The organism is Brevundimonas sp. MYb52, from assembly GCF_002979535.1.
Classification (GTDB): Bacteria; Pseudomonadota; Alphaproteobacteria; order Caulobacterales; family Caulobacteraceae; genus Brevundimonas.
Genome location: NZ_PCPB01000001.1, coordinates 157,637 through 174,103, shown reverse-complemented (window position 1 = coordinate 174,103; position 16,467 = coordinate 157,637). Strand labels below are relative to the sequence as shown.

Annotated in this window: 11 protein-coding genes; 6 read left to right on the top strand and 5 right to left on the bottom strand. The window is 63.7% G+C overall.

The features are described 5' to 3' along the window. Positions 1-14: 14 nt before the first annotated feature. Together CQ039_RS00945 and CQ039_RS00940 are read right to left on the bottom strand one after the other, a co-directional pair. Entirely contained in the window at positions 15-1,775 is a 1,761-nt protein-coding gene (locus tag CQ039_RS00945; protein ID WP_105562019.1) for a response regulator receiver domain, read from the bottom strand. Continuing rightward, complete coding sequence (locus tag CQ039_RS00940; protein WP_105568035.1) at positions 1,772-4,750, bottom strand: ATP-binding protein; 2,979 nt, start codon at positions 4,748-4,750, stop codon at positions 1,772-1,774. Before CQ039_RS00940 ends, CQ039_RS00945 begins: the two co-directional genes overlap by 4 nt. A gap of 274 nt (positions 4,751-5,024) precedes the next feature. Here CQ039_RS00940 and CQ039_RS00935 point away from each other — a divergent pair, with 274 nt between their 5' ends. Further along, entirely contained in the window at positions 5,025-6,242 is a 1,218-nt protein-coding gene (locus CQ039_RS00935) for a restriction endonuclease (protein ID WP_146112119.1), read from the top strand. Between the two features lie 471 nt (positions 6,243-6,713). On the opposite strand, the gene CQ039_RS00930 is transcribed toward CQ039_RS00935, so the two are convergent. Then, the gene (locus CQ039_RS00930) at positions 6,714-7,043 is read right to left on the bottom strand and encodes a hypothetical protein (RefSeq protein WP_105564806.1); all 330 of its coding nucleotides are present in this window, start codon (positions 7,041-7,043) and stop codon (positions 6,714-6,716) included. 47 nt (positions 7,044-7,090) lie between these two features. Continuing rightward, a complete protein-coding gene (locus CQ039_RS00925) occupies positions 7,091-7,405 on the bottom strand; it encodes a helix-turn-helix transcriptional regulator (protein ID WP_105564805.1) in 315 nt (104 codons plus the stop codon). A gap of 396 nt (positions 7,406-7,801) precedes the next feature. Here CQ039_RS00925 and CQ039_RS00920 point away from each other — a divergent pair, with 396 nt between their 5' ends. After that, positions 7,802-8,377, top strand: a complete 576-nt coding sequence (locus CQ039_RS00920; protein WP_199183522.1) for a hypothetical protein — start codon at positions 7,802-7,804, stop codon at positions 8,375-8,377. 334 nt (positions 8,378-8,711) lie between these two features. On the opposite strand, the gene CQ039_RS00915 is transcribed toward CQ039_RS00920, so the two are convergent. Then, on the bottom strand, positions 8,712-8,954 hold the full coding sequence (locus tag CQ039_RS00915; protein WP_105564804.1) for a response regulator transcription factor: 243 nt from the start codon (positions 8,952-8,954) through the stop codon (positions 8,712-8,714). 476 nt (positions 8,955-9,430) lie between these two features. On the opposite strand from CQ039_RS00915, the gene CQ039_RS00910 reads away from it, so the two are divergent. From CQ039_RS00910 to CQ039_RS00895, 4 genes are all read left to right on the top strand, one after another. Continuing rightward, a complete protein-coding gene (locus tag CQ039_RS00910; RefSeq protein ID WP_105564809.1) occupies positions 9,431-9,922 on the top strand; it encodes an RNA polymerase sigma factor in 492 nt (163 codons plus the stop codon). Positions 9,923-9,927: 5 nt separating this feature from the next. Beyond that, positions 9,928-10,908 carry a FecR domain-containing protein gene (locus CQ039_RS00905; protein ID WP_105564803.1) on the top strand — a complete coding sequence of 327 codons (981 nt, stop codon included), beginning with the start codon at positions 9,928-9,930 and terminating at the stop codon, positions 10,906-10,908. 93 nt (positions 10,909-11,001) lie between these two features. After that, positions 11,002-13,959: a TonB-dependent receptor gene (locus CQ039_RS00900; RefSeq protein WP_105564802.1), complete on the top strand. Its 2,958-nt coding sequence runs from the start codon at positions 11,002-11,004 to the stop codon at positions 13,957-13,959. Continuing rightward, the gene (locus tag CQ039_RS00895; protein WP_105564801.1) at positions 13,959-16,340 is read left to right on the top strand and encodes a S9 family peptidase; all 2,382 of its coding nucleotides are present in this window, start codon (positions 13,959-13,961) and stop codon (positions 16,338-16,340) included. Before CQ039_RS00900 ends, CQ039_RS00895 begins: the two co-directional genes overlap by 1 nt. Positions 16,341-16,467: the final 127 nt, after the last annotated feature.

The window sequence follows — 16,467 nt, the reverse complement described above, 5'->3', positions numbered from 1 at the left end:
ATGCCTGTCGCCCGCTACTCTTCTTCGTCGGCCGACCGCTTGATGAAATCGAGACCGACGCGGCTCATCGAGAACCCCAACCGCTGCATCAGATTGAGGGCATATTCATACTGGAGTTGTCCCACGATCTTGGCCCTGACCTTCTTGGGGGCGAGGTCGTTGTGCGCGTTCAGCTCGAGGCGACGGTAGCTGAACTCGCCGGACTCGAACCGACCTTCATTGAGGGCGTAGAGATTGAACCAGTGCGGGCTCTCCCCCTCCTTCAGCGCGAGCGCGAAAGCCTTCAACTGGCCGCCCAACTTCAAATAGATATAGCGGTTGGTCGTCGGTTTCGATTTGAGTGCGCCGATCGGGTGAAGGCGTACGGCCATGAAGGGTAGAATGCCGTCCATCTTTCCGAATCGGTCGGAGCTTTTCTTCCTTCGGCCCGGAACGAGATCGCAGATCGGGGTCAGGCAGACCCAGATGCGGTCCTCCGCTTCGAAGACGTGGCCGGTCTCGAGATGGCGCAGAGACGGCGTTCTTGAGCAGATGAACGCGTTGTACTCGTCGGTCGCCAGGGCCGCCTGAGCCGCGTCCTTGAAGTCGACTCCGAAGTAATGGAGGCAATGATCGCGCTCTGTGTCCATTTTGTCGGCCGCGATGACGCGGGAAGCGAAGGTGCCGACGCCCGGCGAAACCTGCCTGAACAATAGGTCAGCGTGGCGATCTACAGCGTCCTGAACGCGGCTGTCCCGCTCCGCGTCATCAGCGTCGAGGAGCTCGCTGTACCATCGCGCAAGCACGTGAAGGTTCTCCAACGCCTTGGACTCGGCGGGGACTCCGACCCGATCCACCTGAGCGCGGAGCTTCGCGAGAAACAGACGCGACGGCGGCGGGCCCCAGTTCTCAAGCGCTTGGACGAGATCCGCCAACAGATCGCGATTCTGGCGTTTGTCGGAGAAAGCGACGAACCCCAGATCCGAGCGGATCCAAGCAGTCCCGTTCTTGGACCAGACCAGTCCGGGATAGACCTTCGAACCAAGCTTGGGGCCTAGGGCTCGCTCCCGGAGTTCCAAGAGATATTTGGCCAGGAGAAACTGATCAGGCTTCGTGACGAAGCCAGCTTCCGCCGCCTTCTGCTCGAATCCGCCGACTGAGGGCGGATTATTTTTTGCGGGGACCGGCCATTTGGCGTCGCTGTTACGGAACGCCAGGTAGTGCTCGTTGCCGATCGTCTTGAGCGCGTCGGCGCGGTAAGTTGGGTGGTCGTCTTCGTACTCGGCCAATCGAACGGTCACGCCCGTCCGCTCTTCGTCCGAAAGGATCTCGCCGATCGGTTTCAGAAGCCCGAAAACCAGATCGTTGAACACGGTCGTCTGATCGGTGGACGAGTGGACGACCACCAGGTTGAAATGGTCGTTGCTGAACAGCGTGCGGACGATGCCGATGGCTTTCGTGCCGTCCTCGGGGTCGTTTCGGTTCAGCGAGAAATCCAAGATGAGCAGATCTGACTGGTGCAGATGTTTGGCGACCTTGGTCTCGTCGGACTGTCCGACGTTGTGCCCATCGTGAATGTCGACGATCAGCGGCGGCTCGGCATCACGAAAGGCCTGCAGCACCTGACCGATACGCTCGCGATCCTTGCGCCACGTCTTCTTCGCCGCCGCACCCTTGGGTTCACCTTCGACAAGCATGTCCTCAAAGGTCGGATAGTCGTCGTCCACGATCAGGACCGACCTCAGCGGATGAATGAAGGCCTCCTTGAGAAACCCCCGGTATTCCTCTTCAGTCATTCGAACTCGCCCCCTCTGAACTCGATGGCGAAATTCGCGCCGTCGAGCAACCGCAGGTCCCCCTCCGTGACGTAGTTGATCCTATGGCCGCCGGCCGAAAGGTTGGCGCGGCTCAGATACAAGCCGACCCCACGGCCGCCTCTCGGGCGGCGGGTGAAGAACAGATTGAACAGATCCGGCACATCCTCTGCCGCCACGCCCGGTCCACTGTCCGAGACGACGACTACCTGGTCTCTGACGTCGAGCCTGATCGTTCGTTCCGCATCGGACGGGGAGGTCCCGACCCAGTAGATGCTGTTGTTGATCAGGTTCACGAACACCGGCAGCAATCGCGACGGCTGGTCAAAAACCCGGAAGCGAAGGAATGCGTCGGTCGCCTGCAACGAGACGCGGTTGCGCGTCAGGGTCAGATCGAAAAACTTAGCCACGTAGTCGACGATCTCCTCGCCGGTTACCAATCGTTCGACGCGTTGGCCTGCCAGGCGAAGCGGCGACAGGAACCGCAGCTGATCAGTGATGCCCTCGTAGCCGAAGGTGATATCGCGCACGGCCGTCGTGCCCTGCACGCTTTGTGGGAGGCTCCTCAGACCTGCGCCGATGATGTCGTCGTAGTCCTGCAGTTCGTGGCCGACGATCTCGACCGCAATCCCGAGTTGCGCCAGCGCGTTCAGCCTATCGAGTTCGACGCGGAGCTCGGACAGCTCTTCCATGCCCGCAGTGGCGAGGTTCTGAAGGTCGATGCTGTCGCGCAGGCTTTCCAATGCGCCGATGTACGGAACCAGAATCTCCATGTTCTCACGATCGATTCTCGCCCGCAGTTCTTCAACGAGCTTTGAAGCCTCGGACAACTGGAGTTCGCCGTCCGCGAAGCGCTGCTGCAGCCCCTCCGCATAAGACGTGAACGCCGCTCGGCGATCGTCGATGACTTTGTCGATGCGGGCGTACTCGAGCCGCTGAAGAGTCTGAATCTCCTTCTCCCAGCTTTGAATGCGCGCGTTGACCTGGATGCCGTTTCGTCGGATCTGCTGACGTAGGATTTCGTCGGGCTCCGCCAGGAGCGCTGACGCCACGTGGGTATAAACCCGCTCCGCGATCGAACGCAGGTCGGACTGAATTCCACCCATTTCGCGGCGATACTCCCCGTAAGCCTCTTCCAGAGAACCCAGAGGCTGGGGCGCCACCCCGAGGTGGAGCTCCAGAAATCTATCGTTGAAGCTTTCTAGCGCAACCTGGGCGTTGATCACGCTCTGCTCGCGATCCAAGCGGAGCTCTCGACAGAACCGATGGACCTCTCCGGCAAGGCTGGGGACGTCTTTCAGGTTTGCCATCAGGCGTTCGCGAAATTGCTTTCTGTGTTTCGTGCGCAGCTTCTCGCGCGCTGCTGCGGCCTTTTCCCGGGCGTTCGTGTTGCGGATTTCAGGAAGAAGGTCAGCCCGCAGCCTCGACGCGGAGCCGAAATACTCCCGCGCAGACTTCATAAGAATGTTCTCGATCAAGCGCCTAAGCGTCTTGGCGGCCGTGTTGTCGAGCAGTCCCTCGCGCCCTGCCTTATCCTTCAGATTGGGGTTCTGATACCGGCTGATCGCCAGTCGGCCGAACATCTGGCGGTGGTTCCAAAACTCTCGGCCCGCGCTCTTGGTGCGCCGTGATTCGATCTCGAAGAAGTCGTTGTCGGGTCGGCCGAACGGCATGACCCTCAAGCCGTCCCTGAACATCATCAGCCCGGCGAACCGTTTCGCGAGGTCCGTGAACCGTGTAAACTCCTGCTGGGTGTGGGTGGTGTTAGCGCTGCTGAACTCCATCGACGCGATGACGATGTCGATCGGACCGACGTAGGCGTCCGCGCGTCCCCCGATCCGAAGGTCGGCTGGCGGGCGGATCTCACATCGGGCTTCCTGCCATTCACCGAAGGCTTTCACCCGTCCCCGGAATACGCCGTCGGGTCCCAACCGCCCCTCGATCCGATGCTCCAAGGGCTCGATGTCGCGCAACGAAAACTGCTTGTCAGTGCCCAGGAGCAACTCCGAACGATCTCCTCGCCAGGTCCGCACCGCGTAGTGAAAGTGCGGATCGACAGCGTTCAGCTCATGGGATGAGGGGTCATAGAAGGGATCGACGAAGCTGGAGAGCGTCTGGATCAGGCGATCTTTGGCGTCCTGGCCGATGGGAGACAGGATCTGATGCTGGACATGCACGGCGAGATCGTGGGTCAATCCGCCGACGATGAGCGCCGTTCCGTGTTCCGCCTCTCCGGTCCAAACCTGCCATTGGGCAAGGTGCCGTTCATTGAAAGGCAGCCGCGCCAGGTCTCTACGGATCGCTTCTGCCGGAGCGGTTTCGCGCACGGCGGAGCCGTCTCTGACCTCAGCGGTGTGAAGCGCGTCGAATGATGACCAGGCTGCGATCACCCGCTTGGAATAGTTCTCGTCGCCGTCCCCGTCGACGTTGCGGAGAAGTTGGCGAGCGAGCTCCGGAAGCTGCGGAAGCAGTTCGTGCAGGCTGTCCAACTCGGTCACCGGAAGACGGATATCTCCCAAGGTCAGAAAGGGGTTCTCGAAAAGTCTCCAGTCGACGAGGGCTGCGACGATTTTCTGATTGCGGCGCTTCGATACGAACAGAAGCAGCGGTCCGAGATTGGCGCAGGACAAACGCCCGATGCCCTTTTGTCCCTGCCTCGGGCGGGGACGCAGACCGTTCCGGTCGTCAGCGCTGGTCGTGTCGGCGGTGATTTTCGACTGAGTGCCCACGACGAGCCAGCGCGACACGAAATCCTCACGGTTCATACCGTGGCCGTTGTCGAGAAGTGCGGCGACGGGATCGGAACCGTCGTAGACGTTCAGTTCAACGTCCGTCGCATAGGCGTCGAAGGCATTCTTCCAGAGCTCCGAGACGGCCGTCGGGGCGTCAGCGATCTGCTCCCGCCCGAGGTGATCGACCGTTCGAGCCGCGGTCTGAAACGAAATCTGGTCGATCATTGTGTCAAGCGGCCCCGAAGTTGCAGGTCGCAGCATGAACTGATCCGCTGTTTAGGAACACTGAAAGCCCGCCCGCCTTGCACAACGCACCGTTGCGGATTCGTGTTCGCCGCGCAACCGTGCAGCTTATCGCCCCAGGCTCGTAGACGTTTAGAGTCGGGGTTCATGAGTTAGAATCGGCGAACAGGTTCCCGCATTGGCGCACTTTCAGATCCGGCAGATCCTAAGATACTCGAACCGCATAGGTCCGGAGACACCCGCCGTGGACGGGTTCGTGAACTATCTCCACGCCACCCACCTTGAGGGAAGCCCCCGCGCCTTGCTCGAGCGCGGGATCAACCCGATCGCTTCGCTGAAGACGGTAGCTGGCCTTCGCCGGCCGGCGATACTGATTTCCAGCAGCCCTCATCGCGTCGGATCGGTCCAGACCCCCTGGCATGACGTGTTCGATGCCGACAACGGGCACATCCGCTATTTCGGAGACGCCAAGACGCCGGGGCAGGATCCGGCCACGGCTCCCGGTAATAAGGCGCTTCTGGAAGCCTACGCGGTGCATTCCGCGATCGAGCCAGCAGAACGGGCCGCAGCAACCCCGATCGTCTTTTATCGCCGAACGACAGTGAACGGCGTCCAGAAGGGCTATCTCACTTTCCAGGGGTACGGCGTCATAGAGCGGGTTGAGCGCCTCACACAGTTCGATCCACGCCGGAATGCGTCTTTCGCGAACTATGTCTACGACTTCGCCGTCCTGGCACAATCGGCGGAGCACGAGTTGTTCGACTGGGGCTGGATCAATGCCCGCCGGGATCCGAGTCTGACAACGGCACAGACACAAGCTCTCGCACCTGCCGCGTGGCGAAACTGGATCGCGAACGGCCCGTCGGCGATCCCGCGTAACCGACGACATTCATCGAAACTTCGGGTGGTGAAGCCCCGAGAGCAGATGCCCGAGCCCGGTTCGCGCAACGCCAAGATCCTTCAGCAGGTATACGAATACTATGAGGGGCGAAAAGCCAGGTTCGAGGGTCTGGCCTACGCGATCACACGCCGGCTCCTCAGCGGCGTCTCCGGGCGGTTCACCGAGGGTTGGATCACACCGGGAAGCGGAGACGGCGGGGCCGACTTCATCGCTCGTTTGGATATCGGCCAGGGGTTCGGAGCTGTGCGCCAGATCGTCTACGGCCAAGCGAAATGCATCGCGCCGACGTCGGGCGTGGACGGCAAAGACATCGCGCGCACAGTCGCCAGGCTCAAACGCGGCTGGTTCGGCGTGTTCGTCACAACAAGCTATTTTTCGGAACCGGTCCAACGCGAAGTCATCGAAGATGAGTATCCTGTCCTTCTCGTTGCTGGCGATTCGGTCGCTGAAAACACCTTCGTCCTGGCCGAGGAGGCCGGCCATCCTTCGGTGCTGTCTTTTCTCGAAGCCTTGGACGCCGACTTCGAGGCGATGAAGGCGCGAAGACGTCCGGAGGAAATTCTGCACGAATAGGCCCGCCGGCCGCCCATTTAACAGGCGGAGTTCCGTCGACCGCACTGCACGCGTGCTGTGGGCGTGGCCCAATGTTAGGATCGCAAAGCAGCGCAGACGGCGGTCGTCGGCGCCAAGCACAGTGGGTCCTGAAGGCCGAATGGGAGCGCGTCAAAGAAGCGGCGTCCGGATGGATCCGTCGTACCCTACTTTGCGATCCGTAAGCTTTACCGGCGGCGAGCCTACCGCCGTTTTCTCGCGGCGGACGGACGTTTGAGCAGGCTCGACCTCATCGGATCCGGCAAATCCACAGCCGTGATCACGCAAGCGCGGACGGAGTTGGACGAACCCATTTCGGCCTCGGAGCCGAGGCTCCGCAAAGCAGGACGCATCATCAGCGGGCTGCAGGCAGCCGTCTTCGCCGGACGACGCCCTGAGAAGTCCTTGCCCTAGGGGCTGTCGGTTCTACTTAGACCGGAGCAGTCCCGTCTCTTATGCCCGCTTTCGACGCAAGCGCGCGCGCACGCGTTTGCCGGAGACCTCGACCCCGATCCTCTCGGCTTCGATCAGTGGTTCGACAGCCCAGATAAAGTCGTTGAGGCGGTCCGGCGAACAGCTGAACCTATGACGTCCGCCTCTGCGCGCCTTCTTGTCCGTGAAGCCTTTGAGCGCTCGGAAACCGGCAGCGTACGTGATCTCGAGTTGAGCGCTCCAACGCGTGCGCTCCGGCTGATGGTCGTCGATGACCCATACCGTGATCGGTACGCGCCCGGCGCGATTGGCTTCCAGCCGGCGCCCCCGAAACTGAACGACGTCTCCCATGCTTGGCTCCTAGTACCGATGACGAAGATTGAATGCGAAGCCTGCGGTCACGACTCCACCCGCATGCTGAGTTTGATCTTGCCGGGTTTGGTCTTAAGCACCCGAGCGAGCTCGATCTTTGCCGCAGCCAGGATCTCGTCGACCGTCTGCCCCATGGATATGCCGCCCTCCCCTTCCTCCAGAAAGAGGATCGGCACGCCGAGCGCGCTAGCTAGCGCCTGCAGGTTCGCCGGCCGGGGATAGGTGTTGTCGGCCTCCCAGTTATGGACGCAGGTCTGCGATGTGCCCACGCGATCGGCCAAATCGGACTGTGACCAGTCCCGCTGATGCCGCGCCATCCGCACGCGATTTCCTAAGCTCATTGCGATCCTCCCAGGGACGACATCTGCGCAAATAAAATCAGTTATGTAAACTGATTAAATATCATTTCTTGAGTCTCCCTCTCTCTCTCTCTCGCGCGCGACTTGCTCCGCTCTTTTCCGAGCGGACAGTGAACTCCGGACGCTTCCGACCAGGCAGCGATGAAATCGTGCCGCGCTACCCTGCGGCCGAGATGCGGCGGAGGCTTTACCCACTTCCGCGATCGGCAATGGCCGCATCACCAGTTCTACGCGCTCGTCTGAGGGCGAAGCTAGCGGCCACGCGCTTGGAGCGCGGCGCCGAGGAATGCCCTAGTGTCCACTGTCGAAGCAGACCTTGAACTGCGCAGCCCAAGAGCGGCAGATGACGCCCTAGCGAGACATGGGAAGGTCTAGAGCTTGTCGGGTGAAATGCGTGAAAATCTTGGGCCGCCGACTCCGGAGGCGCTTTGGGAAGGCTTCGACCTAGCGTTCCGGAGATTCTTGAAGCGGGAAGCTCAAAGCATCCGCAATGACGTAAGCGAGCGGAATCTGTGCGCCCACCTCGCCCACGAACTCATAAGCGAGCTCAATCGACCTGGCTGGGGTGGCTACTACGCAGACACCGAATACAATCGGAAGCAGGGAGGCCAAGTCAAAACGCTGATGGACGATCAGCTTCAGATCATGAGCATCACTTGCGATCTAATCGTCCATAGCCGGGGAGAAATCCCTGGGAAGGACAATCTCATCGCGGTCGAGATGAAAAAAACCGTTCACTCAGCCCAGGCGAAAGACTCGGATCGCAGACGTTTGATTGCCCTGACACGCTCGTCGTACGATGGCGTGTGGAGCGCGGACGGAAAGACACTTCCCGAGCACGTCTGCGGGTACGAGGTGGGTCTGCTGATAGAGCTAGATAATCGTAGCGGCGAAGCCGGCGTTGAGGAGTATCGCCGAGGCGAGCTCGTCCGCACCCACACGTTCCACTTCTAGAGCGGCGAGTCCGGCTTGCCATTCCGAAGCTTACTGTCCCCAGTCAGGCAGTGTCATCGGCGCGCCGCGAGCGGGCGCGACGGCATCTCAGCGTTCCGGACTTCACGGTATCCCGACCGCGCAGACTTGGCCCGAGCTCACTAGCGTTCAGTCGAAGGGCTGGAGCATTGGTGCCTCAGACTCGCCAGAAGCGAGCATCCAAGGCTAATGTTACGGCGGCGGGTTCCGGAACGGATAGGTCATTGCTTTGAGCCAGGGGACGCTTCGACGTCGGCGGCGGCAAGAACCGAAACCCCGGGCTTCCGTAAAGAAGTTCCTGGCCCGCTCCCTCCCCTCAATCCACGGCGATAAGGCCTCGCCTCACGCCGACCACGACCGCTTCAATGCGCGTTCGAACCCCCAGTTTGGAAGCCGCCTTCTCGAGGTAGCTGTCGACCGTTCGGGCCGACAGTCCCAGGATCGCCCCGATGTCGGTCGAACTCTTGCCCTGGCTCGCCCATCTGAGGCAATCCAGTTCACGCGGGCTAAGGTCGGGCTTAGCGCACCAGCCGCCTTCGCTGTTCAGGTTGGCGTTCATTCCTCCCTCCACAAGCTGCTGGCATCGTCCGTACACGTCAGAAACGGTGATTCTCTACGCCTTAGAGTTGCGGTCTGACCGCAACTTCTCTGCAGGTCTTCACCCCTACGCACCGGTTGAACCTAGAACGACGTCAGCCTAGGACTGGGCGGTCGGGCGCCGCGAAACAGGCGCGGAGCTTGAGCCGGGGGCCCTTTGGGGCAAGGCGGCGCTCCGTTGGCAAATAGCGGGTCTCGTTCCGCGAGAATTCCAACGCCCGACCCCTCGCCTTGCGTCCGGATTCGGTTTGATTCATTCTGCGACGTCGACCTTAGCGTCGGCAGGGGCTTGGAATCCCCTTTACGGACTCAGGTTCAGAAACGCGGAAGCGCGTAGCTGTCGTCGTACGCGGCGCAGGGCGAAGGCCTTGCGCCCGGATGATCACGGCTGACTCGGTGTACGGGATTCCCGGCCCGCCCTTGAGGCGGGAGATCGACGTGAGCGACGCCAACGAATTGAAAGGTGACGCGCTGGAGGGCCTGAACGCCCTCTACCGCCAGTATGCGCGGTGGCTCAACGGCCGGTTGCGGGCGCACGTCGATCCGGAACAGGCTGCGGACGCGGTCCAGGAGACCTACCTTCGAGCCGCCCCCTATTCTGCCGACCAGATCCGGCACCCTCGAGCCTTCCTGTTACGGATCGCCATGAACGTGGTTCGCGACGAAAGCCGCCGTCGCAAGAGGCGCGGCCCGTCCGAACCGATCACCGAAGGCGCCGAACTCAGCGAAGCGGCCAGTCAGGCTGAGATCCTGATGATGAAGCAGGTCGTGCTGACTATGCCGGCTCTCTACCGTGAAGTTTTCGTCCTGAGCCGTTTTGCCGGTATGAGTTATCCTGAAATCGCCGCCGCTCGCGGGCTGAGCGTCAAGGCGGTTGAGTGGCGCATGTCGAAGGCGTTGCAGCACTGCGTCGCGCAGTTGGACGGATAGGCAGGATGGCGGTCGAAAACGAAGGGGACATTCGACGGCGGGAAGCTGCGGCCTGGTTCGCCCGGCTTGGCCAGACGCGGGTGTCCACATCGGACGTCCAGGACTTCTTCGCCTGGCGCAAGGACCCGGACAACGCACACGCCTATGAGCGGGTCGAGAAGATGTGGAATGCAAGCCGGGCGCTTGTAGACGACCCGGACATCGCCGCCCTCACGGCGGAGGCCCTCGGCCAGGCGCCGTCCCAGGTGCGAGCGCGCCATATGGTATCGCGACTTTGGAAACCGCTCGCAGCTGGAGCGGCGGCGCTCGCCGCCCTGGCTCTGATCGGGACCTGGACGCTGAACCGCCCGCTCAGCTACGCCACCGCCGTCGGCGAGCAGCACACGCTTCGCCTGGCGGACGGCTCGAAAGTCATCCTCGACACCAATAGCCGCATGGATGTTCGTCTACGCGCCCACCGCAGATCCGTGACCCTGGTCTCAGGTCAGGCCTTCTTCGACGTCGAGGGCGATCCTCGCAGGCCATTCGTGGTCACCGCCGGCGACACCATCGTCACGGCCGTCGGCACACAGTTCGACGTCCGCAAACTGGGTCAGGGCGCGCGCGTCACTCTGATCGAGGGGCGCGTCGACGTAGGAACCTCAGACACGCCGAAGCCGGCCTGGTCCCTGGCGCCGGGTCAGCAGGTCGTCACCGCCCAGCGTCGCCCCGAAGTCCGCCAGGTCGACGCCTCGCGGGAAACCAGCTGGACCACGGGTCGTCTCACCTTCACCGGTACTCCGATCCGCGAAGCCGTCGCCGAGGTCAGCCGCTACAGCACTCGCAGGATCGAACTCAAGGACGCCGGCATCGCGCACATCCCGGTCAGCGGCGCCTTCGACACGGGCGACACGGAAGCCTTCATCGCCGCCCTGTCAGATCTCTACGGCGTGACCGCCGTGAGAAGCGCCGACGGCGGCATTATTCTCGAGGCACCGCAGCCCTGACGAAATAATCTGTCCGCGGACTTAGGGGGTCCGCGCCTTCCCGGCGTCTATGCCCGTCCCGCATCGAGTGGGGGGAAGAAAACGGGGAAGATCATGCGTATCGGTTTGGGGACGACTGCACTCTCAACGGCGCTCATTTTATGCGCTGCGCCGGCCTGGGCCCAAGGCGCGGAGGCTGTACGACGCTATGATGCGCCGGCTGGCCCGCTCGCCCGGAGTCTGACCGTCTTCATCGAACAGAGCCGGCTCCAGATCCTCTATCCGGCGGCCCTGGTTGAAGGTCGGACCTCGCCGGGCCTACAAGGCGTGTATGGTGCCGAAGCTGGCCTGGCCGCCCTTCTGCGTGATACCGGGCTCAGCTTCCGTCGGACCCGGCCCAACGTCTATGTCCTTTTCGACCCGGCGGCGCGCGCCGAAGTCCTCGACGACCAGGAACTGACGGTGGTGGACGACGTCGTCGTTACTGGCAGCCTGATCCGCGGCGTGGGCGACGGCCCCTCTCCTGTAATCACCATCGACCGCGACCAGATGGACCGTGAAGGCCGCGCCACCGTGGCCCAGCTCCTCGCCGCCCTGCCGCAGAACTTCGGTGGAACCGCCAATGAAGCGGCCCTGAACAACGGCGGGGATCGCTCGGGAACCAACTCGACCTACGCCAACGGCGTCAATCTTCGCGGGCTTGGCAGCGACGCCACCCTTGTGCTGATCAACGGCCGTCGCATGGCGGGCACGGGCTCCAAGGGCGATTTCGCCGATGTCTCCTCCATTCCGACCGCCGCGATCAAGCGGGTCGACGTCCTCCTCGACGGCGCCTCGGCCCTCTATGGCGCCGACGCCGTGGGCGGCGTGGTCAACATCATCCTGCGGGACGATTACGACGGCGCGGAAACCCGGATCCGGGTCGGCAACACCAGCGACGGAGCCAGCGGAGAGTACCAATTCGGCCAGACCTTCGGCCGTCGTTGGAGCAGCGGGAACGCCCTGCTCACCTATGAGTACAACGATCGCGAGGCCCTTTCAGGAACGGAAAGGCGGCTGGCGAGCGACTCCGACCTCCGATGGCGCGGCGGGTCCGATCGCCGTCAGTTCTACAGCAACCCGGGAAACATCGTCGCTTTCGATCCTGCGTCGGGCGGCTATGTGCCGGCCTGGGCCATCCCACCGGGACAGTCAGGGGTCGAACTTCAGCCCGGCGACTTCCTGCCCGGGCAAGTCAATCTCGAAAACCTGCGCGCCGGCATCAACGTCCTGCCGCGGCAAACCCGACACAGCGGCTACGCCCTCTGGCGCCAGGGCCTCAGCGACCGGCTCGAGGTCACGGCCGACGCCCGGTACGGCAAGCGCAACTATGAAACCCATTCCTTTCCGATCAGCACCCTGCTGACGGTGACCGACGCCAACCCCTTTTTCGTCTCGCCGACGGGCGCGCGCTCGCACACCATCGCCTATTCCTTCCAGGGTCAGATTGCTCCGCCGCGCATCTTCGGCGAGGTCGAGAGCCTGGGCGCCAGCCTGGGCGGGGCCCTCGACCTGCCCCGGGACTGGCGGATCGACGCCTATGTCGCCTACGCCTCGGAGGAGAGCCGGACGGGCTCTTCCGGAGCGCTTCAGTCCACCTATCTGCGCGAAGCGCTCGGGGCGATCGCCGACAATCCCGCCACGTCTTTCAGCCCCTCGCGGGACGGATACCTGAACCCCTTCGGCGACGAGGCGGTGAATACGGCCGCCGTTCTCGACTTCATCAGTTCGGGCTACTCGCGCGCCTACAGCCGGACGGGCGTCGCATCGGCGAATGTCCAGATTTCCGGTGCTCTCCTGGAGCTTCCGGGCGGGCCGCTCCGGTTGGCGACGGGCCTTTCCTTCCGCGAGGAGACCTTCAAGCGGCAGTCCACCGGCTTCAGCAGCGGTCTCGCCCCCACAATCGGCGCCGCGGTCAGGACGGAAAGACAGGTGGCGGCGGCCTTCGGCGAGGTCCGCGTCCCTCTCTTCGCCGCCAATAACCGTCGTGCTGGCTTTGAACGGCTCGAGCTCTCGCTCGCGGCCCGGTTCGAGGACTATGCCGACGTCGGCCAGACCACCAGTCCCAAGATCGGGATCGTCTGGGATCCTGTCGATACGCTGCGCCTCAAAGCCAACTACGGCCGCTCGTTCCGGGCACCCGCCCTGCGCGAGGTTCACGACGCGCCCAGCGCCAGTCCCTCGATCCTCCCGCGCGGCTCGCAGCAGATCCTGTCCATGATCCTCTACGGCGGCAATCCTGACCTTCAGCCGGAAGAGGCCGACACCTGGACGCTCGGCTTCGAGATCCGCCCCGACCGCCTTCCCGGCCTGCGCGTCGGGGTGAACGGTTTCAGGACCGACTTCCAGAACCGGATCGGCCAGCCGGCCCGCGAGAGCATCCTGACGGCGCTGAGCGATCCTTCCCTCGCGCCCTTCGTCAGAACTCTGAACCCTGCCAACAGCGAGGACCTCGCTGCGATCCAGGCCATCCTCGACCTGCCCACGACCGGACTACGCGACCAGTTCCCCGCCTCGTCTTACGGCGCCATCGTCGACGCCCGCTACGTCAATACGACGAGCGTCCTGGTCCAGGGCGCCGACCTCAACATCGACTACGGCCTCTCCCGCGGAGCGGACGCCTTCGACCTCGGCCTCAACCTGACCTGGCTCGAACGGTTCGACGCCAGGCCGACGCCCAACGCCCCGAACGTCTCCCAGCTCGACCGGCCCAATTTCCCGGTCGGCCTGCGCGGCCGGGGCTCAGCCTCATGGTCGCGCGGCCCCTGGTCCGTCTCGCCCTCGGTCAATTTCGTCAATTCCTATCGCGACCTCAGCGGGAAGCGCATCGGGTCGTGGACGACCGCCGACCTCGCGGTCCGCTTCACGCCCGAACAGGGTCTCCTTGCCGGAACCGGTCTCACATTTACGGTCCAGAACCTGTTCGACCGCGACCCGCCCTTCTATGATGCGCCGGAGGGCGTGGCCTATGACGCCGCCAACGCCAATGTGATGGGACGCTTCGTCTCGCTGCAACTGACGAAGGCCTGGTAATGCGGCGCTCTCTTCTCGCGCTCGCCCTGGCCACGACAGCGGCATGGCCGGTGGCGGCCCAGACGCCCCGTCCCTTTTCGATCGATGATCTGCTGACTCACGAGGACATCGGAACGACCCGCATCAGCCCTGACGGGGCCTGGGTCTCGATCGAGCATCAGCGCCCCTATGACCAGGCCGGATCCTATGATCTGTCCACCATGGTCAACGCCATGCTGACCGATCTGGAGGTCCATCGCGTCGCACAGGACAGGGCGCCGATCCGCCTTGCCGCGCCCGGCCACGAGGCCGGCCACCTTTCCGGTCCCTTCTCGCCCGACGGAGCCCGCATGGCGGTGTTCCGGGTGACAGCCGACGACCTGCAACTCGGCGTGCTGACGCTGGAGACCGGCGAGACCGCCTGGTATCCTTTCACGCCGGAGATGTCCCAGTTCGGCCAGACCGTCGCATGGCGATCACCGACAGAAATGGTCTTCGTCGCCCGGCCGCGTCACGATCCGCCCGTCGCCATGCGTGTCGGATTCAAGGTCCAGAAACGCGTGGAGCAGCTGTGGCGCACGGCGGCCAGCGGCCATGGCTCGAGCGCGGTCTACATCCCCAGCGGTCAGAACCGGCAGTCCCGGACCCGGGCCGAGCCCTCCACCCTCATCGTTTTGGACGTCATCACCGGTGCACCGCGGCTGCTGGCCCGCGGGGAGTGGTTCGATCTCAGACTCTCGCCTGACGGCGTCCACGCCGCACTGCTGGAAGACGCCGAGGATCTTCAGCCCCGACCAGATCGACCGGTCCGGGTCGGCGACCCTATCCGCCGGAGACGACTGAGCCTGGTGGAACTCGACACCGGCGTCGTGCGCAGCCCGCTGCCCGACCAGGACCTGGCCATGTATCTCCTGACCTGGTCGTCCGCTTCCGACGCCTTCATCGTCTTCGGCCGCCCTCCCGGCGGCGACTTCGACGAGGACGGTCAGTTCTGGACGGTGTCCTCGAACGGACGCGCCCGCCCCCTTGATCTCCGCCCGCTGAAACCCTGGATACAGCGCACCTGGGACGGCGTGGCCATTCCCCTTGCCAGCTGGGACGGCCGCCGGCCGATCGTTCAGGCCCGGACCGCTGACGGCGCCCGGGTCTGGGTGACCCCCGGCTCAGCCTCATCGGCCATTCCTGTCAAAGAGCCCTCGGAACGGATCGTGGAGTTCCACGGGCGCGCCGCCATCCAGCGCGCCGACGGGGTCCATGGTTTCACGTCGGACGGACCGCTGCTGGCGCGGGGACAGCTTCGCGACCAGGGGCAGACCCACGACATGGGCAATCCGGCGCGGTGGAATCCCTCGCCCCGGGATATGGGCCAACGCACCCTTGTCGATCAGGCCTGTCTGTCACGCCTCTCAGGGACGCCCGCCTGCCTGACGCCCCTGAACTCCGAAGAGGTGGTCCTCGCGGCCAGTCCGCACGCCGACTTCCTTGTCACCCGCCACACCAGCCAAGGCGAAAGCGAGGTGCGACTCCGGTCCACTAAGGCGATCAAACCTCTCGTCGCGCTCAATGAGGGGTGGTCGGATATCGACTGGGGGCGCGTCGTGCCCGTGCCTCATCCGGGTCCGGCCGGCGAGGCCCTGACAAGCTGGCTTCTCCTGCCGCCCGGCACGGCGCCGGGGGAGCGTCTGCCCGTCGTGGTCGAGGTCTATCCCGGAACAGCCCCACGTTCGGCGCCGTCGGCGCTCCTCCCCGGGGGAACCCGGATGCAGAACAATCCGGCCGTGATCGCGGGGGCGGGCTACGCCGTCCTCATCGTCAGCCTCCCGCTCGCGCCCGGGGAACGCCAGCCGGCCGCGGGGATCGCGGACCGGATCCTGGTCGCGGTGGACGCCGCCGGCGACCTCGGGCTCGTCGATCCCGGCCGTGTCGCCCTGATCGGTCACAGCTTCGGCGGCTACGGCGTTCTCAGCGCCGTGACCCAGAGCGACCGGTTCAGCGCGGTCATCGCCTCAAATGGATATCCTGATCTGAGCCTGTCCCTGCAGCTTCCGCCCTTCTTCAGGGTCGCGCCCGAGGAGGGCGTTCCCGTCGGACAGTTGATCGGGTGGGGCGAGACCGGACAGGCTTCTATCGGCGACTTCGCAGCGGCGCCGGAGGCCTATGTCGAGGCCAGCCCCCTCTACAAGGCCGAAGCCATTCGCACGCCGGCCCTTCTGATCGAGTCCGATCTCGACAACCAGCGCATGAGCACCCTCTTCAGCGCCCTCTACCGTCGCAACCGGGAAGCCGGTCTCCTGACCTATTTCGGCGAGGGCCACACCTACGCCAGCCCCGGCAACCTCAGGGACCTGCACGCCAGAATCCTCGACTGGCTCGCTCGATACCTAGGCCCTCCATCTCCGTAATCTTAGGCCTTTCAGGGGGTTGTCGCGGGATGGAAGCCGCCTGGTTTGAGAGTGGTCAAAATCAGAAAGCCTGACCTGGCAAACCGGGCAGATTTCAAACCTTCATCCGGTTTGAAAATCCGCACCC